Annotated in this window: 20 protein-coding genes and 1 tRNA gene; 5 read left to right on the top strand and 16 right to left on the bottom strand. The window is 59.9% G+C overall.

Going from position 1 to position 19,541, the window contains the following annotated elements; genetic code table 11:
- Positions 1–121 precede the first annotated feature (121 nt).
- The 6 genes from AC1RO0_RS01035 to pcsA are packed head-to-tail and all read right to left on the bottom strand — an operon-like array spanning position 122 to position 6,591.
- Positions 122–1,207: a BMP family ABC transporter substrate-binding protein gene (locus AC1RO0_RS01035; protein WP_498591125.1), complete on the bottom strand. Its 1,086-nt coding sequence runs from the start codon at positions 1,205–1,207 to the stop codon at positions 122–124.
- Between the two features lie 49 nt (positions 1,208–1,256).
- The gene (locus tag AC1RO0_RS01030; protein ID WP_498591124.1) at positions 1,257–2,177 is read right to left on the bottom strand and encodes an ABC transporter permease; all 921 of its coding nucleotides are present in this window, start codon (positions 2,175–2,177) and stop codon (positions 1,257–1,259) included.
- Positions 2,174–3,268, bottom strand: a complete 1,095-nt coding sequence (locus AC1RO0_RS01025; RefSeq protein ID WP_498591123.1) for an ABC transporter permease — start codon at positions 3,266–3,268, stop codon at positions 2,174–2,176. Before AC1RO0_RS01025 ends, AC1RO0_RS01030 begins: the two co-directional genes overlap by 4 nt.
- Entirely contained in the window at positions 3,258–4,832 is a 1,575-nt protein-coding gene (locus AC1RO0_RS01020; protein ID WP_498591122.1) for an ABC transporter ATP-binding protein, read from the bottom strand. The genes AC1RO0_RS01025 and AC1RO0_RS01020 overlap by 11 nt, the downstream gene beginning before the upstream one ends.
- Positions 4,833–4,872: 40 nt before the next feature.
- Positions 4,873–5,853 (bottom strand): quinone oxidoreductase family protein, encoded by a 981-nt coding sequence (locus AC1RO0_RS01015; protein WP_498591121.1) that lies wholly within the window; start codon positions 5,851–5,853, stop codon positions 4,873–4,875.
- Between the two features lie 12 nt (positions 5,854–5,865).
- Positions 5,866–6,591, bottom strand: a complete 726-nt coding sequence (gene pcsA, locus AC1RO0_RS01010) for a phosphatidylcholine synthase (protein WP_047454785.1) — start codon at positions 6,589–6,591, stop codon at positions 5,866–5,868.
- A 213-nt stretch (positions 6,592–6,804) separates the two neighbouring features.
- Between pcsA and AC1RO0_RS01005 the strand changes: the two genes are divergently transcribed.
- Complete coding sequence (locus AC1RO0_RS01005; RefSeq protein ID WP_498591120.1) at positions 6,805–8,007, top strand: UbiH/UbiF family hydroxylase; 1,203 nt, start codon at positions 6,805–6,807, stop codon at positions 8,005–8,007.
- Here AC1RO0_RS01005 and AC1RO0_RS01000 read toward each other — a convergent pair.
- The 3 genes from AC1RO0_RS01000 to gap all read right to left on the bottom strand — a co-directional run bounded on the left by AC1RO0_RS01000 (position 7,984) and on the right by gap (position 11,007).
- Positions 7,984–8,946: an AEC family transporter gene (locus tag AC1RO0_RS01000; RefSeq protein ID WP_498591119.1), complete on the bottom strand. Its 963-nt coding sequence runs from the start codon at positions 8,944–8,946 to the stop codon at positions 7,984–7,986. The genes AC1RO0_RS01005 and AC1RO0_RS01000 overlap by 24 nt on opposite strands.
- Positions 8,947–8,998: 52 nt before the next feature.
- Positions 8,999–9,751: a cytochrome c biogenesis CcdA family protein gene (locus AC1RO0_RS00995; RefSeq protein ID WP_498591118.1), complete on the bottom strand. Its 753-nt coding sequence runs from the start codon at positions 9,749–9,751 to the stop codon at positions 8,999–9,001.
- Between the two features lie 248 nt (positions 9,752–9,999).
- Complete coding sequence (gene gap, locus AC1RO0_RS00990) at positions 10,000–11,007, bottom strand: type I glyceraldehyde-3-phosphate dehydrogenase (protein WP_498591117.1); 1,008 nt, start codon at positions 11,005–11,007, stop codon at positions 10,000–10,002.
- Between the two features lie 197 nt (positions 11,008–11,204).
- Here gap and AC1RO0_RS00985 point away from each other — a divergent pair, with 197 nt between their 5' ends.
- Complete coding sequence (locus AC1RO0_RS00985) at positions 11,205–11,834, top strand: TetR/AcrR family transcriptional regulator (RefSeq protein ID WP_498591116.1); 630 nt, start codon at positions 11,205–11,207, stop codon at positions 11,832–11,834.
- A gap of 69 nt (positions 11,835–11,903) precedes the next feature.
- Here AC1RO0_RS00985 and AC1RO0_RS00980 read toward each other — a convergent pair whose 3' ends face one another.
- The gene (locus tag AC1RO0_RS00980) at positions 11,904–12,146 is read right to left on the bottom strand and encodes a DUF982 domain-containing protein (RefSeq protein WP_498591115.1); all 243 of its coding nucleotides are present in this window, start codon (positions 12,144–12,146) and stop codon (positions 11,904–11,906) included.
- Between the two features lie 258 nt (positions 12,147–12,404).
- Positions 12,405–12,480, bottom strand: a tRNA-Lys gene (locus tag AC1RO0_RS00975).
- 371 nt (positions 12,481–12,851) lie between these two features.
- On the opposite strand from AC1RO0_RS00975, the gene AC1RO0_RS00970 reads away from it, so the two are divergent.
- The 3 genes from AC1RO0_RS00970 (at position 12,852) to AC1RO0_RS00960 (ending at position 14,264) form a co-directional block, all read left to right on the top strand.
- A complete protein-coding gene (locus AC1RO0_RS00970) occupies positions 12,852–13,100 on the top strand; it encodes a GlsB/YeaQ/YmgE family stress response membrane protein (RefSeq protein ID WP_498591114.1) in 249 nt (82 codons plus the stop codon).
- Positions 13,101–13,264: 164 nt separating this feature from the next.
- The gene (locus AC1RO0_RS00965) at positions 13,265–13,471 is read left to right on the top strand and encodes a hypothetical protein (RefSeq protein WP_498591113.1); all 207 of its coding nucleotides are present in this window, start codon (positions 13,265–13,267) and stop codon (positions 13,469–13,471) included.
- 178 nt (positions 13,472–13,649) lie between these two features.
- Positions 13,650–14,264: a GntR family transcriptional regulator gene (locus AC1RO0_RS00960; RefSeq protein ID WP_498591112.1), complete on the top strand. Its 615-nt coding sequence runs from the start codon at positions 13,650–13,652 to the stop codon at positions 14,262–14,264.
- A gap of 55 nt (positions 14,265–14,319) precedes the next feature.
- On the opposite strand, the gene AC1RO0_RS00955 is transcribed toward AC1RO0_RS00960, so the two are convergent.
- The 5 genes from AC1RO0_RS00955 to cysG form a co-directional block, all read right to left on the bottom strand.
- Positions 14,320–15,132 (bottom strand): ferredoxin--NADP reductase, encoded by an 813-nt coding sequence (locus AC1RO0_RS00955; RefSeq protein WP_498591111.1) that lies wholly within the window; start codon positions 15,130–15,132, stop codon positions 14,320–14,322.
- A gap of 240 nt (positions 15,133–15,372) precedes the next feature.
- Positions 15,373–15,885 carry a DUF934 domain-containing protein gene (locus tag AC1RO0_RS00950; protein ID WP_498591110.1) on the bottom strand — a complete coding sequence of 171 codons (513 nt, stop codon included), beginning with the start codon at positions 15,883–15,885 and terminating at the stop codon, positions 15,373–15,375.
- 10 nt (positions 15,886–15,895) lie between these two features.
- Entirely contained in the window at positions 15,896–17,575 is a 1,680-nt protein-coding gene (locus AC1RO0_RS00945) for a nitrite/sulfite reductase (RefSeq protein WP_498591109.1), read from the bottom strand.
- 7 nt (positions 17,576–17,582) lie between these two features.
- Positions 17,583–17,897, bottom strand: coding sequence for a DUF2849 domain-containing protein (locus tag AC1RO0_RS00940; protein ID WP_133706206.1), 315 nt, complete (start codon positions 17,895–17,897; stop codon positions 17,583–17,585).
- Between the two features lie 4 nt (positions 17,898–17,901).
- Positions 17,902–19,344, bottom strand: coding sequence for a siroheme synthase CysG (gene cysG / locus AC1RO0_RS00935; RefSeq protein WP_498591108.1), 1,443 nt, complete (start codon positions 19,342–19,344; stop codon positions 17,902–17,904).
- Between the last annotated feature and the right edge of the window lie 197 nt (positions 19,345–19,541).

Genomic DNA, 19,541 nt, shown 5'->3' with positions numbered 1-19,541 from the left:
CTGAGGCCATGGAGAAAAAATCATATAGTAATACTTTTGTAAATCGACATTCGTTGATGCAGCGCAACAAAAAAGGGCGCCATCAGCGCCCTTCTTCAACTTTTGCGATTTTCGACCGCTTTTACTTCGAGGCCGGCAACTTGTCGTCGATGCCTTCGATGTAGAAGTTCATGCCGAGCAGCGTGCCGTCATCGGCGCGCTCGCCTGCCTTCAGCCAAACCGTACCGTCCTGCTTGTTGATCGGGCCGGTGAAGGGCGCGAGTTCGCCGGACTTGATCTTGGCTTCGGTCTCCTCGGCCAACTTCTTCACGTCGTCGGGCATGTTGGTGTAGGGCGCCATCGTCAGGATGCCGTCCTTCAGGCCGTCGAAGCTCTGCTCGGACTTCCAGGTGCCGTCGAAGAAGGCGTGGACGCGCTTGATATAGTAAGCGCCCCAGGTGTCCTCGATCGCGGTCAGCTGCGTGTGCGGACCGGCGGCGATCATGTCGGAAGCCTGGCCGAAAGCCTTGATGCCACGCTGTTCGGCAACCTGCATCGGCGCGGTCGTATCGGTGTGCTGCGTCAGGATATCAACGCCCTGATCGATCAGTGCCTTTGCAGCATCGGCTTCCTTGCCCGGATCGAACCAGGTGTTGACCCAGATGACCTTCATCTTGAAGTTCGGGTTGACCGACTTGGCGCCTGCTTCGAAGCCGTTGATGCCCATCACCACTTCCGGGATCGGAAAGGTGGCGATGTAACCGGCCGTGCCGGTCTTCGACTGTTTGGCGGCAATGACACCGCTGATGTAGCGGCCTTCATAGAAGCGCGAATTGTAGGTCGCGACATTGTCGGCCGTCTTGAAGCCGGTGGCATGCTCGAACTTCACCTTCGGATACTTCTTGGCAACCGCAATCGTCGGATCCATGAAGCCGAAGGACGTGGTGAAGACCATGGCGCAGCCGGAGCGGGCCAAGCGCTCGATGGCGCGTTCGGCGTCTGGGCCTTCCGGAACGTTTTCGAGGAACGGCGTCTCGATCTTGTCGCCGAATGCCTTTTGCAGTTCCTGGCGGCCCTTGTCATGTGCCTGCGTCCAGCCGCCGTCGGTCTTCGAGCCGACATAGATGAAGCAGATCTTCGTCTTGGCGGCAGCTTCCGCCGATGTGGCGGCGCCGATACCGACGATCAGGGCCGCGGTGGCGGCGAGTGAGAGTGCTAGTTTTTTCATAGTAACCCCTGTTGGTTGGAAGGTTTCCGATAGCCCGTCTTTTGATTGTTCATCGATCCGGCACGAAAGACTTGCCGAGCGATGCTGGCGTGTTGATCAACGTCGCACGCCGATTTTGAGAGATAATAACCAGGACGACAACCGTGGAAAGATACGGCAGCATCGAGAGAAATTGTGACGGCACGCCAATGCCGAAGGCCTGCGCGTGCAGTTGCAGGATAGTCACGGCGCCGAAGAGATAGCCACCGATGAGGATGCGCCACGGGCGCCAGGACGCGAAGACCACCAAGGCAAGCGCGATCCAGCCGCGGCCGCCGGACATGCTTTCCGTCCATTGCGGCGTGTAGATCAGCGATAGCTGAGCGCCGGCAAGCCCCGCGCAGGCGCCACCGAACATCACGGCGAGATAGCGGGTGCGGATGACATTGATGCCGAGCGCATGCGCCGAGGCGTGATTGTCGCCGATGGAGCGAAGCTTGAGGCCGGCGCGGCTGCGGAACAGGAACCAGTTGACCGCTATCACCAGGACGATCGACAGGTAGAAGACGATATCCTGCTTGAACAGCACGGTGCCGATATAGGGTATCTGCGACAGGACCGGGATTTCGATCGGCAGCAGACGGATGCCCGGCACGCCGACATAACCTTCGCCGATCATGCCGGACACGCCGAGCCCGAGGATCGTCAGCGCAAGGCCGGTCGCCACCTGATTGCTGACCAGCGTCAGGGTCAGGAAGGCGAAAAGCAGCGAGAACAGCGCGCCTGAAGCCACGCCGGCAAGAAGGCCGAGATAGGGATTGCCGGTGATCTGGGCGGCGGCGAAGGCTCCGACCGAGCCCATTATCATCATGCCTTCGACGCCGAGATTGAGCACGCCCGCACGCTCCGTTACCAGCTCGCCGATAGCGGCGATGACCAACGGCGTTGCCGCGGTGACGATCGTCAGGAGAACGGCTTCGAAAAAGGTCATGCCGCACCTCCGGTCTTGACGTGCGCCCGCGACCGGACAAAGCGGATCTTGTAATAGATCAGCGCGTCGCAGGACAAGACGAAGAACAACAGGAAGCCTTGGAAGACGCTGGTCACCTTGTCAGAAACGCCGATGGTCAACTGCGCACCCTCGCCGCCGATATAGGTCAGCGCCAGCACCAGGCCGGATGCGATGAGGCCGAGAGGATTGAGGCGGCCGAGATAGGCGACGATGATCGCTGTGAAGCCATAGCCCGGCGAGATCGATGGCTGCAGGTGGCCGATGGTCCCGGAAACTTCGGAAATACCGGCTAGGCCGGCAAGCGCGCCGGACAGCAAAAACGCGAACCAGACCATCTTTTTCGGCGAGAAGCCGGCGAAACGCCCTGCCCGCTCCGACTGTCCAAGCACGACCACCTCGAAGCCCTTCAGCGTGTAGCGCATCATGAACCAGAGAAGGATCGCCGCGATGATCGCAAAGACGAAGCCCCAATGCGCGGTGATGGTGTCATCCCAGATCGGCGGCAGCACGCCTTCCGGAACGAAGTCACGCGTTCCGTAGAAACCGTGACCATCCGGATTGCGCCACGGTCCGCGCGTCAGCCAATCCAGAAAAAGCTGGGCGACGTAGGTCAGCATCAGGCTCGTCAGGATTTCGTTGGTGTTGAAATGCGTCTTTAGGAGAGCCGGAATGGCGGCATAAAGTGCGCCACCGATTGCGCCACAGATCATGATCAGCGGCAGCAGCAGCGGCGAATGCCAATCGTAGAAATAGACGGGAATGATGGAGCCGAATATGGCGCCAACGCTGTATTGGCCTTCCGCGCCGATATTCCAGTTGTTGGAGCGATAGCAGACCGATAGACCAACGGCGATCAGGATCAGCGGACCAGCCTTCTTCGCCAGCTCGTTCAGCGACCAGGGATCGAACAGTGGCTCAATAAGGAGGGCCTCGAGCGAATCCAGGGGATCCTTGCCGAGCATCCAGAACATGATACCGCCGGCGATCAGCATCAAAACTAGCGCGAGCAGCGGCGATACGAACCCGTAAAGCTTCGATGCCTGCGGGCGCTTTTCGAGTTCAATGCGCATGCGCAGGCTCCGAATGGCTCTTGGATTCATGCTGGCCACCCATCAGCAATCCGATCTTCTCCCGTGTCAATTCATTGGCCGGATAGGCCGGCGACAACCGGCCTTCCGAAATCACGGCGATATCGGTCGCAACTTCGAAAATCTCATCGAGATCCTGGCTGATGACGAGCACGGCTGATCCGCCGCGAGCGAGATCGACCAGCGCCTGACGGATGCGACTTGCAGCACCTGCGTCGACGCCCCAGGTCGGTTGATTGACGACCAGCACGGTCGGCTGGCGGTCCAGTTCGCGCCCGACGATGAATTTCTGCAGATTGCCGCCCGAAAGCGCCCCGGCAGCCGGGTCCTCGCCGCTCTTGCGAACATCCATGGCCTCGCAAATCCGCTTGGCCGCCTGCTTGACCGCACCGTGACGGATCACCTTCAGGAACCCGCCGCCGAGAAAGGCCTTGCGATCCGATTGCGCGCGGGCAAGCACCAGATTGTCCGACAGTTTCAGGCCCGTTACCGCGGCATGGCCCTGACGCTCCTCCGGCACGAAACCGGCACCGAGCAGGCGGCGCGCATTGATGCCCTTGGTGCCGACCGCCTCGCCGCGCACATGGATCAAATCGTCGGAAATCACGGTATGCTCGCCGGAGACGACGTCGAACAGCTCCCCCTGCCCGTTGCCGGCCACACCGGCAATCGCCAGAATTTCTCCGGCGCGGACGCGGAGCGAAATATCCTTCAGCGAGATGGCAAACGGCGTGCGCGCCGGCACGGTAAGGCCGGCGACCTCCAGCTGGATATCGCCCTTCTTACCAAGGCCCTCATGCTGAACGCTGGCAACATCGCTGCCGACCATCATGCGAGCGAGCGAGCCTGTCGTTTCCTGCCTGGGGTCACAGGCGCCTGTCACCTTGCCATGGCGCAGCACGGTGGCGCGCGAACAGATGCGCTGCACCTCCTCCAGACGGTGGCTGATATAGAGGACCGAGCGGCCTTCATCCCTGAGCTGGAACAGCGTCTCGAACATGCGATCGGCTTCCTGCGGCGTCAGCACCGAGGTCGGCTCGTCAAGAATGATCAGCTTCGGGTTCTGCAATAGCGCGCGCACGATCTCGATGCGCTGGCGCTCGCCAACGGAGAGATCGGCGACATGCGCGTGCGGATCGAGCGGTAGGCCATAGGCGCGCGACAGGCTGGCGGCCTCCTCGACAATCTTCCCGATCGGAACGCTGTCATCAAGGGAAAGAGCGATATTCTCGGCAACCGTCAGCGCCTCGAACAGCGAGAAATGCTGGAACACCATGCCGATGCCGAGCTTGCGCGCATCGCCAGGCGAAGCGATGGATACGGGTTTGCCTTGCCAGGCGATCTCGCCCGCGGTCGGCTCCAGAACGCCGAACAGCATCTTCACGAGAGTGGATTTGCCTGCGCCGTTTTCACCGAGCAGAGCATGAATCTCACCCGGCTGGATTTCCAGATCAATTTCATTACAGGCAGCAAAGCTACCGAACAGCTTCGTCAGTTTTCGAACCGACAATAACGCACCGGCTGCCGGCATATCGGATGACGACACGTTCCCCTCATTTCTTTCCCAACAATCCGCCCTTTTGGATCTATGGGATCAGCAGCGTAGTTCCACTCGTTTTTCTTGATTCCAGATCCGAGTGCGCGCGCCCTGCATCGCTCAGCGGATAGGTCTGGCTGATATTGATACGCACTTTGCTGCTTTGCACAACAGCAAATAATGCGTCCGCACTGGCTCTTAACTCCTCAGGCGTGCCGATATAGGCGAAAAGACTTGGCCTTGTGGCGAAAAGTGAGCCCTTCTGATTGAGGATGGCAAGGTTAAAATTCTCTATCGGACCAGAGGACTGACCGAAGGTTACCCACAGACCGCGCGGCTTCAGGCAATCGAGAGACTGTGGAAACGTGTCCCGGCCGACCGAGTCATAGACGACATCGACGCCCTTGCCGCCGGTGATCTCCTTGACGCGATCGGCGAAATTCTCGCGGCTGTAGTCGATCACATGATCATAGCCATGCTCAAGCGCCAGCTTGACCTTCTCCGGCGAGCCGGCCGTTCCGATCACGGTGGCGCCAAGCGCCTTTGCCCATTGTCCGGCGATCAATCCGACGCCGCCGGCGGCGGCATGGAACAGCAGCACGGTTCCGGGTCCGACCTTGAAGGTGCGGTTGAGGAGATACTCCACCGTCATCCCCTTCAGCATCATCACGCCGGCGGTCTCGAGCGGGATAACGTCGGGAACCTTGACGAGATGGCGGGCCTCGATATTGCGCTCGACACTGTAGGCGCCGTCACTGCCGACATAGGTGACGCGATCGCCAACGGCAAAATCGGTCACATCAGGGCCGACGGCTGTAATCGTGCCGGCCGCTTCCTTGCCCAGCGGCAGCGGGAAATACGGCGCCTTGTAGAGGCCCGAACGGAAATAGACGTCGATGAAATTCAACCCGATCGCGGCATGGCGGATCTGCACCTCGCCAGCACCCGGCGGCGGCAGATCAACCTCCTCCAGCTTCATGACTTCAGGACCGCCGTTTTGATGGATGCGAATGGCCTGGGTCTTCTTCATGACGTGCAAATCCTATTGACGCCCGAGGGATGGGAAAAACTGCAGCACGCCGCCGATGCAATAGAGATAGATGCCGCTGAGGACAAACAGGACCACGGCCCAGTGCGGCATGACGAAGTGCATCAGCAGCGAATAGACACCGAGCGCGGACCAGAACAGAAAGATGCCGAGATTGAGCGGCCGCAGCCGCTTGACGCGCACCGGATGCAGGAAATTGATCGGCAGGAAGGTCAGGACGACGGAGACGCCGACGACAATCATGGCGGTTGTCGCATTGGCGCCGATGACGAACAGCGTGAAGACCACCATGTTCCAGACGACCGGGAAACCGGAGAAGAAATATTCATCCGTCTTCATACCGGTATCGGCGTAGTAGATGGCGCTGGAAACGACGATCATGCCGGCGGCCACGAAGGACCAGGGCTCGCCGATCATGCCGCTTTCATAGAGCGCAAAGGCCGGCAGCAACACGTAGGTCACATAGTCGATGATATTGTCGAGTGTATCGCCGGACCAATTGGGCAGCACTTCCTTGACGCGGACCTTGCGGGCGATCGGCCCATCGATACCGTCGACGAGCAGCGCCAGACCGAGCCACCAGAACATGTCGACAAAGCGATGTTCCGCTGCCGCGACAACGCCGAGAAAGGCGAGAAAAGAGCCGGATGCCGTCAATATATGCACGGAGAAAGCACGAATCTCCGCATAAGGCACCCGCTTATAATTGAAGACTTTCATCCGCCCCACTGCTCGCCTGTTTATTCACCTGCCCCGGCAGATGATTTTTCTCGCTAATATGCATCGTTTGCCCGGTACTGCCAGCGCAAAAGCTCTATTTCTAGTGCACGCTATAGCGTGTACCCGTCATTTTCACCCATTGCGATGTTTCATCCCATGGATTTCAACAGGCTAAGCGCTTATTTTCAGAGCGAAGACAAGTGAGGCATCGATATGAAGCAGGTTGAAGTGGCCGTCATCGGCGGCGGGCTGACAGGCATGGTGGCGGCGATCGCGCTTGCGCGCGGCGGACGATCCGTCGCCCTGGTGGCCGCGCCCTACAGCAAGACGGACCGCCGCACCACGGCACTGATGGACCAATCGATTCGCTTCCTCGAGCGCTTGGCGCTTTGGGAAAAAATCGCACCATCCACCGCCGCGCTGACGACGATGCAGATCATCGACGGAACGACCCGGCTGCTGCGCGCGCCGACCGTTTCCTTCCGTGCCTCGGAAATCGGCCTCGACGCCTTCGGCTACAATATTCCGAACGCCGTGCTGCTCGACAGCCTCAGCGAAGCCGTCAAGGCGGAAGGCAGTATTACTCTCGTCGAGACGACCGCTTCCGAGGTCGCCATCCGCGACGATGGTGTCACCCTCACGCTTGAAGACGGCGACACGGTCGAAGCGACTTTCGTCGTCGGCGCGGACGGGCGCAATTCGATGGTGCGGGAAACACTCGGGATCAAGGTCAAGAGCTGGTCCTATCCGCAATCAGCCATGGTCCTGAACTTTGCGCATTCCCTGCCGCATCAGAACATCTCGACGGAGTTCCACACCGAGAGCGGGCCATTCACCCAAGTTCCCCTTCCCGGAAACCGCTCCAGTCTCGTCTGGGTGCAGAAGCCGGCAGAAGCCGCCGCCAATGCGGAGAGATCGCTGGAAGAGCTCAGCCTGTTGATCGAGGAGCGCATGCAATCGATGCTGGGCAAGGTCACGGTCGAGGACAATGTGCAGGTCTGGCCGCTTTCCGGCATGACGGCCCATCGCTTCGGCAAGGGCCGCGCCGCGCTGATCGGCGAGGCCGCGCATGTCTTCCCGCCGATCGGTGCGCAGGGCCTGAACCTCAGCCTGCGCGACATCCTGGCGCTGACCGATGTTCTCTGCGACCGCGCAGATCAACCGATTGCTGCCTCCGCCGGAGATAGTTTTGATCGCAAGCGGCGCACAGATATCCTCAGCCGCACGGCGAGCGTCGATCTGCTGAACCGTTCGCTCCTATCGGACTTCCTGCCGGTGCAGATGCTGCGGGCCGCGGGCCTGCACGTCCTCTCGGCCATCCCGCCGCTGCGCAACGTCGTCATGCGCGAGGGCATCGAGCCCGGTGGCAGCCTGCGCGGCTTTACCTCGATGTTACGGGAAAAGCTGCGCCGGTAAGGTGCCGGACTTGATCAGATAGAGCAGCAGCGACACCGTCACCACGGAGCAGGCCGTGGTGATCAGGATGGTGGCAGAGGCCCGCTCCTGCCAGACGCCATATTGCTGGCCGATGACGAAAACATTCGTCGCCGTCGGCAAGGCGGCGAGCAGTACGGCCGATTCGATCCAGATCGGATCGAAGCCTCCGACCATCTGCAACACGAGATAGACCACCAGCGGATGCAGAATGAGTTTGGCCGGCACGATATAGCCGATCTCGGCCGGAATGCGCTTCAGCGGCCGAAGGGCAAGCGTCACGCCCATGGCAAACAGCGCGCAAGGGGCGGCTGCCTGGGCGAGATAATCGACAAAGCGCTGAAAGGCGACCGGCTGGTGGACCGAAAAGGAGGAGGCGGCGAAGCCAAAGGCGGTCGACAGGATGAAGGGGTGCAGCAGCACCTTCCTGGCGATATCGGCGGCAACCCGACCGGGCGAACGCTTGTCGCCGCCCTCGACTGCCATCAGCGCCGGAGCGACGATGAAATGCAGCGCGTTTTCGAAGCAGACGATCAGCGCGACGGGAACCGCCGCCTTTTCTCCCAGCGCCAACAGTGCCAGACCCGGCCCCATATAGCCGATATTCCCGTAAGCGCCAGCAAAGGCCTGGATGGTGCTATCAGCCAATGAGTTGCGGCGCAGAACACGTCCGACCAGAAACACCAGCAGGAAGATCGAATAGGTAGCGGCGATGTCGGCAACGATGAAGTCGACGCGCGTCAGCTGCTCGATCGGCGTTTGCGAAACAAGCTTGAAGAACAGAGCCGGCAGTGCGGCATAGATGATGAAAGTATTGAGCCAGCCGAGCGCCTCGGCCGGCTGTTTCGTGATGCGTGCGGCGATGTAACCGATCAGGATCAGGCCGAAGAACGGCAGCAACAGACCGACAATGTCAGCCATCGGGCATTTTCCACTCTGATAATGAAAACAGGAACGGACGATGACGTCCGGCTTAGCCGATTTTCATCAGGATTGGAAAGGTCTGCTGGAACCAGATCGCCATATCGCTGACATAGCCGAAGATGAATGCCAGACCGGTGAGCACCAGAAACCCGCCCATGACCTTTTCGACGGTGCCGAGATGGCGGCGAAAGCGGACAAGGAAGCTCATGAAGGCACCGGAAAAGCCGGCCGCGATCCAGAAGGGTATGGCAAGGCCCAGCGAATAGACGGCAAGCAGCCCGGCGCCGGCACCGATCGTCTCCCGCGATGCCGCCACCCCAAGGATCGCTCCGAGTACCGGACCAATGCAGGGCGTCCAGCCGAAGGCGAAGGCAAGGCCCATGATATAAGCGCCCGTCAGCGTCGCTGGCTTGCCACTACCTTGGAACCGCGCCTCGCGCGCAAGGATGCCGAGCCGGAAAACACCGAGGAAATTCAGGCCCATGATAACGATGATCAGGCCACCGATCTTGGCGAGGATATCAAGATGCTGGCGCAGCAGAAGGCCGATCGATGACGCACCCGCGCCGAGCGCAATGAAGACGGTCGCAAAGCCGAGCGTGAAGAACAGGGCTGAAAACAGCACATTGCCACGAACGCTCGGCCCACTCGCCACCGCCGCTCCACCGCCACGAAACTGCTCGACGGAAATACCGGCCATATAGCAGAGATAGGGCGGCACCAGCGGCAGGACGCAGGGCGACAGAAAGGAAAGCGCTCCGGCGAGCAAGGCACTCAGAAGCGAGATATCGGCAAGCGACACGATAGACTCCGGCTATGTCATTCAGCCGTCTTACTAGCGTCGCGGGAGCCGGAACGCCAATCACCTTTTCGCGGGTGATGCGGAGATGATGAAAGCATCCGGCTATGTCATGACCATTACGGCAATCGGCAGATTTGTTGGCAGTATCAAGACCGTCGCAGAGACCAACTGGATTTGTTCATCTGGGTCGAGAACCGGCGCTTTGCCGAAATCACCTACAGACGTTCCAGACAGAAATTGATGCTCCCTCACCTTGCGCGCGAAATATGCGCTGCCAGGTCAAGGCAACGGCAGGCATAACCCCATTCGTTGTCATACCAGGCAACGAGCTTGGTCAGTCCGCCCCCAATCTGCATGCCCGCAAGTGCGTCGACGATGGAAGAATGCGGATTGCCGCGCATGTCGGTCGACACGACGGGCTCGTCGCAATAGGCGAGGATGCCGTGCATCGCGCTCGCTGCCTGCTCGCGGAGCATCGCGCAGATGTCCTTATAAGACACGCTTTCTCTGAGCCGGCATGTAAGATCGATCATTGATACGTCCGACACCGGCACGCGCACCGCCATGCCGTTGATCCGCCCACTCAGTTCTGGGATTACCTTGCCGACCATGCGCGCCGCACCGGTCGTCGCCGGGATGATATTTTCGAGGATGCCACGCCCGAAACGCCAGTCCTTGCGCGCCACGCCGTCGACCGTGTTCTGGCTCGACGTCGTCGCGTGAACCGTCAGCATCAGCGCCTCCTCGAGGCCGAAAGCGTCGTTCAGCGCCTTGGCGAGCGGCGCGACACAATTCGTTGTGCACGAGGCATTCGAGACAATGCTTTCACCGGCATAGTCGTTCGCGTTGACACCCATCACGAAGACCGGTGTGTCGTCCTCCGGCGGTGCCGAGAGCAGGACCTTGCCGACACCGGCAGCAAGGTGTCCTTCCACTGCCTTTCTTGTCAGGAAGAAGCCGGTCGACTCGATGACGAGATCGACGCCCACCTCCCCCCAACGGATCGCGCTCGGCTCCCGTTCGCTGAAGGCCCTAACCCTGTTGCCATTGATATCGAGCGTGCCGTCCGCGGCCCATACGCCGCCCCCGAAGCCGCCATGCACGCTGTCATATTTGAGGAGATAAGCGAGATGATCGGTTGGCAGCAGATCGTTGATCACCACGATCTCGACGTCGTCGCGCTTCATCGCAGCCCGTAGAACGGTCCGGCCGATGCGGCCGAAGCCGTTAATGCCGATGCGGATTTTGTCAGTCATCGATTGTCCTTTTCATCGAGGCGGAGAAATGCCGCGCGCTCCCCGCTTGCGCATGCGGCCGAGAGCGCTGCAGGGCGCAATGCACGCGCCTATCCGCCAGCCTTTGCTTCCAGAGGGGTTGCTTTCCGTGCCGCTGATTTTTAGACTACTTCGCACAAAAATATGGCGCAATGAATTTATTGCGATACGGTACAAAAATGAACGAAAAGTCCGCCCGCGGGCGCCCACGCCAATACGATGCCAAGGCTGCGCTCGGCGCCGCACTCCTCGAATTCCGGCGTCGCGGCTACACCGCCACATCGCTCGATCACCTATCCGAGGCAACGAAAATGGCTCGGCCGAGTCTTTATGCCGCCTTCGGCAACAAGCGCGGCATCTACCTCCGGGCGGTCACACAATATGTCGAGGACAGCGCCGAACGCTGGAGCCGGGCCCTTTTCGACGAACCCTCGCTCGCAAAGGCACTCAATGGCTATTTCCTGATACTTGTCGCCATCTATTCGGAAGGTGACGATCGCCCGCTCGGCTGCCCCGTGCTCAGCGTCATCACCGGCGAGGCCACAGCCGACCCGGTGATCGGTGCCGAACTGTTTGCTGCCCTCGGACGCGCTGATGCACGGTTCCGTGAGCGCATCGCTGCGGCACGCGACGACGCCCAGTTGCCGCCCGCGACCGACATCGATGCTATCGCCGACATGCTCGCCGCCCTGCAGCACAGCCTCGCGCAGCGCGCCCGCGCCGGTACGGCCCGGCCCGAACTCGAGCGCATCGCTCGCAACACTATCGCACTGATCCTCAAGGCTGCGGGTGCTGCCACCGCGGCGTAGGCGCCGCATAATACGAGGCCAATCAACGCATCTCCTTAAGCCGCGCAAGAGCTCAAATATGAGCAATGATCACTGCAACAGAGATACCCCAGCTTCCTCTGCCGCCTTGATAAAGGCAATTCGGGCGGCTTGAGGATGAACGCGCTCCATGATCGCGTCGAGACAGGCCTGGATCGCGGTCAGGTAGGCTTCACCATCCCTAATTGGCCAATGGTCCAGCAGCGTCTCCGTCGCATCCTGTGCCGTATTGACACGTCGATATCCGCCGGTGTCGCTCATCACAAGCGTTACGGCGGCGGGAAATGGTTGCAAAGTGTTTCGTTCCAAAACTGATGACCTCAAATGCGTAAAGACGCGAATAACCTTGCAAAAGCCGTTCCAGGAAATACGGCCAACATTCTCAGGGTGGTTCGGAAGCCTGAAGAGTTGATCAGGCAATGCGTCAACGTCGCAAACACGGCCCTTGCGTTTGACGACATAACGCAGGTCTTTCCGTCGTCGTTACCCCAAGCTCAGAAAGATCATTGTCTCTTGGATTAACTTCACCAAACCGGCCACTTAAAGGAACCGTGGTGAGAGCGTCGGGGTTCGAACCCGAGACCTACTGATTAAAAGTCAGTTGCTCTACCAGCTGAGCTACGCTCTCCCCGTCCGCGGGTGATTGGCACCCCGGCTGGAAGTGCGCGGAACATATGCAGGCGCCCTATTGTGGTCAACCCATAAAATAGCCGTTGCGGCGTCGCCAAATGCTTTTCCGCAGATTGAAGTCGCAAAATCTGTCAGCACTGCCGACGGAATCGCCCAGATCGGCTGAAAACTGAGCCTTCACGGAACCGGAAAATATCTTGTCGATATATGAATTGGTCCCGGCACGGAGGGCCAATTGTAGCAATAACCGTCAATAATCGGGGTTGCGACGGCCGCTCCCCACCTTACGCGCGCAATTGTTTGCCGCACGAATCGCTTTTGGTGTATATCAGCATTTGTGAACAACCCACCGAGTCTCAGGAGGACCTTATGGAAGTCGGTTGGATTGCAGCTATTGTTATTGGTGGCCTTGCCGGCTGGTTCGCTGAAATGATCATGAAGAGCGATACCGGCATAATCATGAACATCGTCCTCGGCATCGTAGGTGCGCTCGTTGCCAGTTGGCTTTTCGGGATTTTGGGCCTTACGCTGCCCTTCAACGCCTTGATCAACTACCTGATCACCGGCTTTATCGGCGCCTGCATCCTGATCTTCGTCGGACGACTGATCAGGCGATAGACACCGCGCGGGCGAAAGCTCGTCCCGAGTGGGAACTGAAGGGAAGACGGGACAGCCGCCTTCCCTTTTTTATTGCTCGTATATGCGCTCCGGCGACCGAGACCCTTTTCAACCCCACTGCGAGCGCTAGGTACGACACCAGAAGCAAAGAGGAGGTTGGAAGTATGATGGAAAGCGCCAATCAGACGCCGAGCCGCAAGGTACTGCGCGGTCGCCCCTACAGCATCGCCGAATTCGCGCGGAAATATCGCCTCGACGACGAAGAGGCCAAACGCCTCTTCGACAAGTTCGGCCCATCAGCCACCGAACTGGATCTGCTGATGGCCGCCAAGCGGCAGCCACCGAGCCTTACTTCCGTCATCGGCCACTGAGCGACATGATGCGGCGGGAATCCGGGTATTTACCCGGCCTCCGTCGTCTCCATAGCAGCCAGCACGAGACACGCGACAGCGATCTCCCTCTACAGTCTGATATATCAGTGTGGCTTGCCATCGAAAATGCGGCGTGCCAAAAACTGATACATCAGCATGGACATGGGAATCGGCTGGGATGCAAAATTCGCAAAGCCACCTCGCCTATCTCGCCCTGGAGCACCTGATCGTTACGCTGGTGCTGAAGCCCGGCGCGCTCGTTACGGAAAAACAACTGATCGAGCTTGCGGGCCACGGGCGCACGCCGGTGCGCGAGGCAATTCAGAAGCTGGCATGGCAGGGGCTCATCCATGTGCGGCCGCGCGTCGGGCTGCAGATTGCCGAGATCCGAGCGGAAGACCATAGGCATGTCATGCAGGTCAGGCGCGAGCTGGAGCCGCTCGCGGCGTCACTCGTCGCCATCAATGCCAACCAGGAGCAGCGCGACCAATTGCTCGAATGCGCCCGCCTGATGACGGATTGCGCCGTCACCGGTGACCTCACAGGCTTCTTCGCCGCCGATAAGACATTCGATGAAATCCTGGAAGAAGCCTGCCCGAACGGCTTCATCACCGCAGCGCTTGGCCCGGTGCAGACCCACTCGCGCCGGCTCTGGTACTCCACCGCGCCGCCTGACGGCATGGACCGGGCGATTGCGCTGCACGTCGGCGTCATCCGCGCCATTCATCTGGGCAATGCCGAAGACGCCGGCAAGGCGATGGCGACGCTGATTGACTATCTTAGCGGCAAATGAAAAAGGCGGCCTCGCTACCGAGACCGCCCTTGCCTATTACAATATCCGAAAGCTTTTAGCCTACGAAAGCCCGCTCGATGACGAATTCGGCCGGCTTGCTGTTGGCGCCCTCGTTCAGGCCCGCCTTTTCCAGCAGCTCCTTGGTATCCTTGAGCATGGCCGAGGAACCGCAGATCATGCCGCGATCGATCTCGGGATCAAGCGCGGGAATACCGAGATCGGTAAAGAGCTTGCCGTTTTCCATGAGATCGGTGATGCGGCCCTTGAAGGCAAACTCTTCGCGGGTGACGGTCGCATAGTGGCGCAGCTTGTCACCGACAACCTCGCTCAGAAGCTCGTCATTGCGGATTTCTTCGACGAGATCGAAGCCATATTTCAGCTCGGCGACATCGCGGGTGGTGTGGGTGAGGATCACTTCCTCGAATTTCTCATAGGTCTCGGGATCGCGGATCAGGCTCGCGAAGGGCGCGATACCGGTGCCGGTCGAGAACATGTAGAGCCGCTTGCCCGGCGTCAATGCGTCGAGCACCAGCGTGCCCGTCGGCTTTTTGCGCATCAGCACTTCGTCGCCCGGCTTGATGTTTTGCAGATGCGAGGTCAGCGGACCGTCCGGCACCTTGATCGAGAAGAACTCGAGTTCTTCGGCCCAGGCCGGGCTTGCGATCGAATAGGCGCGGTAAAGCGGCTTGCCGTCGACCATCAGGCCGATCATTGCAAACTCGCCCGAGCGGAAACGGAAGCCTTGCGGCCGGGTCATCGTAAAACGAAAGAGCCGGTCGGTATAATGCGTCACGCTCAGCACCTTTTCGGCGAAAACGCCTGCTGGTACTGCGGAAACAAATTCTTCGGTCTTGGCGGGGGCGTTCATTCGGTCTCAGATCCCGTATTCGTCGTGTGGGCGTCGCTCTTGGCAGTCTGTGTCTGGCGAGGCTGATATTACACTATAGTGCGGATTTAAAGGCATTCCATTCCATCCGACAGCGCCGGCATAAAATATGTGTATCACAGTCAAGTTTTATGCAGCCTTGCAGGCTAGATATAGCTATCGCCAGGAATGTGGCAATCCGGTGTATATACCAGTGCCACACGTCTGAGATGAAGAGCCGAATCAGGCCGTCTTGGCAGACTGCCGGCGCCAGCTATAGGTCTCGCCACCTTCGGCAGGCCGGGCTGTCGGCTGATAGTAATGTGGAATACCGGGCAAGCGATTTTCCGAAAGCCGCTTCAGCGCTGTTTCGTTGGTCACTGCAAAACTGTCGATACCGACACGCAGCATCAACGGAACCTGGTCGATCAGCACATCGCCGACCGCACGCAACTCGTTGGCAAAGCCGAGCCGCTGGCGCAGCAGCGAGGCGTGACTGAAGGCGCGACCGTCGCTGAAGGCCGGAAAAGCCACGGCAACGATAGCCAGACGATCAAGATAGGGTTCCAGCTTCGTCACATCGTCGGCCGGCTTGATCACCACGCCGAGGCCGACATCGTTGCTCTCTTCAGCCTTGGCAATCAGGGCGTCAAGGTTGAGCAGCGGCTTCTGCTCTTCGGTCGCCTTGACCTCTTCGGTCTCGATAACCCAGGGATCGTTTTCGACAAAACCGGTTTCGCGCCAAATCTTCGTCATGATCATCTCCTTACGCCGCTTCGGCCGCAGCCGAGGACGAGCCGTAGAGCGCTTCCTTGAAGGGTTGCGGTCCGACACGCCGATAGGCATCGAGGAAAATTTCCGAGGGATCGAGGCGCAGGCCGAGATAGGTGTCGACGATCGTCTCGATGGCGTCGGTCACCTTGTTCGGTTCAAAACCACGGCCGATAATTTCACCGATCGAGGTATGTTCGTCGCCGGAGCCGCCAAGCGTGATCTGATAGAGTTCCGCACCCTTCTTCTCGACACCGAGCAGGCCGATATGGCCGACATGGTGATGACCGCAGGCATTGATGCATCCGGAGATCTTGATCTTCAGCTCGCCGATCTCCGCCTGACGCTCGGCCGAGCCGAAACGCGTCGAAATTTCCTGCGCGAGCGGGATCGAGCGGGCATTGGCAAGCGCACAATAGTCGAGCCCGGGACAGGCAATGATATCCGTGATCAGGCCGGCATTGGCAGTTTCGAGGCCGGCGGAAACCAGGCCCCGATAGACGGCTTCGAGATCGGCGAGCGCCACATGCGGCAGGATCAGGTTCTGCTCATGGCTGACGCGGATTTCATCGAAGGCATATTCCTCGGCGATATCGGCGACCAGATCCATCTGCGCATCCGAGGCGTCGCCCGGAATGCCGCCGATCGGCTTCAGCGAGATCGTCACCATGCCGTAATCGGGGTTCTTGTGCGGCTGCACATTCTGCTGCACCCAACGAGCAAAGTCCGGATCGGACTTCTTCCAGCGCGCAAGGCTTTCCCAGCCTTCGGCGCGCTGCGGCAGAGCCGGCGGAGCGAAATAGGCAGATATTGCCTGAACGTCAGCCTCGGGGAGCTTCAGCTCCGTGTCCTTCAGCTTGGCAAATTCGACCTCGACCTGACGGGCCAGCTCTTCGGCGCCGGTTTCGTGCACGAGGATCTTGATGCGCGCCTTGTACTTGTTGTCGCGGCGGCCATGCAGATTGTACACGCGCATGATAGCGGTCGTGTAGGACAGCAGGTCCTCTTCCGGCAGGAAGTCGCGGATCAGCTTGGCAACCATCGGAGTGCGGCCCTGCCCGCCGCCGACATAGACGGCAAAGCCGATCTCACCCTTGTCGTTCTTCTTCAGATGCAGGCCGATGTCGTGCACCTGGATTGCGGCGCGGTCGCGCTCGGCGCCGGTAACGGCAATCTTGAACTTGCGCGGCAGAAAGGAGAACTCCGGATGGACGGAAGACCACTGACGCAGGATTTCAGCGTAAGGACGCGGGTCGGCGACTTCATCGGCGGCAGCGCCGGCGAAATGATCGGCCGTGACGTTGCGAATGCAATTGCCCGAGGTCTGGATGGCATGCATCTCGACGGATGCGAGTTCAGCCAGCACATCTGGCATATCCGACAGCTTCGGCCAGTTGAACTGCAGGTTCTGACGGGTGGTGAAGTGACCATAACCACGGTCATAGGTGCGTGCGATATGGGCGAGCATGCGCATCTGGCGCGAGCTCAGCGTGCCATAGGGAATGGCGATGCGCAGCATATAGGCATGCAGCTGCAAATAGACGCCGTTCATCAGGCGCAGCGGCTTGAACGCATCTTCCGCGAGTTCCCCCGAAAGGCGCCGCTCCACCTGATCGCGAAACTGGGCAACGCGTTCCGCGACAAAGGCGTGGTCAAATTCGTCGTAGCGATACATGGCTTCCTCAGACTGCAATAAATTCCGGATCGGCCGCGGCATAGCCCGGCGCGTATTCCATGGTGGGACCTTCGGCGCGGATACGCTCCCGCAGGCGCAGCGGCCAAAGCTTGCCGCCGGTTTCCTGAACTTCGATCAGATTGACGTCGACAACCTTGTTGTCGGCATAAGCCTGCTTACCGATAGCTTCTAGCGCGGCCTCGGCCTCGGCGTGACGGGCAACCAGCGCCTCCTGCAGGGACGTCACCCACTCGCCGTTGGCATTCAACCAGACGGCGACACCATCGGTCAGCCGGTTAGCGGTCAGAACCTTGTCGACCATGGGATCAGCTCCTTGCAAATTCTTGAGCGGCGGTCTCCTGACGGACCAGCGGCTCGGACTGTTCAAAATTGGCGCCGGCGACGGCTTCGCCGATGATGACCATGACCGGACCGCTCAACTCGTCGCGATGCTCCAGATCAGGCAGATCCTTCAATGTGCCGTGCATCAGGCGGCGATCGCGCCGGCTGGCGTTCTCGATGACCGCAACGGTGGTCTCGGGCGGAAGCCCGGCCTCCATCAGACGGCCGGCGACGGAGGCGGCAACCGTGCGGCCCATGTAGACGGCGATGGTTGCGCCGGAAATAGCAAGGCTCGCCCAATCCGGCAGAACATCGCCGGTCAGGTCGTGACCTGTGGTGAAGACCAGCGACGAGGCAACGCCGCGCAGCGTCAACGGCAGCTCGAAATCGGCGGCGGCGGCAAAGGCCGAGGTAATGCCCGGAACGATCTCATAGGTCACGCCGGCGGCGCGCATCGCGGCCATTTCTTCGCCCGCCCGGCCATAGACCAAGGGATCGCCGGATTTCAGCCGCACGACACGCTTGCCGTCGCGGCCAAGCTGCACCAACAGGTCGTTGATCTCTTCCTGAGACTTCGAATGGCAGCCTTTGCGTTTGCCGACCGAGAGGCGCTCGGCATCGCGACGCCCCATGTCGACGATCGCCTGCGGCACGAGCGCATCATAGACGATAACGTCGGCTTCCATCATCACGCGCTGGGCGCGCAGCGTCAGCAGGTCTTCCGCACCAGGACCGGCACCGACCAGCCAGACGTGGCCCTCGACCTTGTGCGCCGAGTGCAACAGGCTATCGGCCGCATGTTCGGCCTGCGGCAAGTGGCCGGCACTGACGGCATCGGCAACGGGGCCGGAAAAGAAGCGGCGCCAGAAGACGCGGCGGGCGACGCCGCGTGGCACCAGGCGATCCACAGGCTTGCGATAGCGCGTTGCCAGTTCTGCGAGCTTGCCGAGCGAGGGCGACAGCATCTGGTCGATTTGCGCACGGATCATCTGCGCCAGCACGGGACCAGCACCTTCGGTGCCGATTGCAACGGCGACCGGGGCACGGTTGACGAGTGCCGGCGTGTAGAAATCACAATAGTCGGGCTGATCGACGGCGTTTGCCGGAATTCTCTCGACGCGCGCCGCGTCAACGATGGCGCGGTCGGCCTCCGCATCGCCGGTAGCGGCGAAAACCAGGGCAGCGCCCTTGACCTGATCCGAAGAGAACGCGGTGCGCACGGTTTCGATACGGTTGGCAATCAGGAAGGAGTGATAGTCCGCTTCCGGCGCCGTGGCATAGGCGACGATCTTCGCCTGGGTGTTCATCAGAAGCCGCGTCTTGGCGAAAGCCTCATCACCATTCCCGAAGACAGCCGTAACCCTTCCTTCCACGCGAAAGAAAGCTGGAAACACCGAGAGCTGGTCAGTCCTGGGAGGCATTATCATTCCACTTCGAGATTGCCAGAATATCGCCTTTGCAGCCATAAGATTGAAGAAACAGAAATTCTAATGCTCCGGCAAGTCCGTATTCTTTTGCTCGACATCTCGCTGATTTGAGCAAAACTCACCAGAAGACGGGATTCATATAAATATAGGAAATCTATAGAATTTTAGGTCTTTTCAACTTCAAAGATAGATTTATT

This window comes from Rhizobium sp. GW821-FHT14E12, from assembly GCF_058803745.1.
This window is presented reverse-complemented; position numbering and strand designations above follow the sequence as displayed.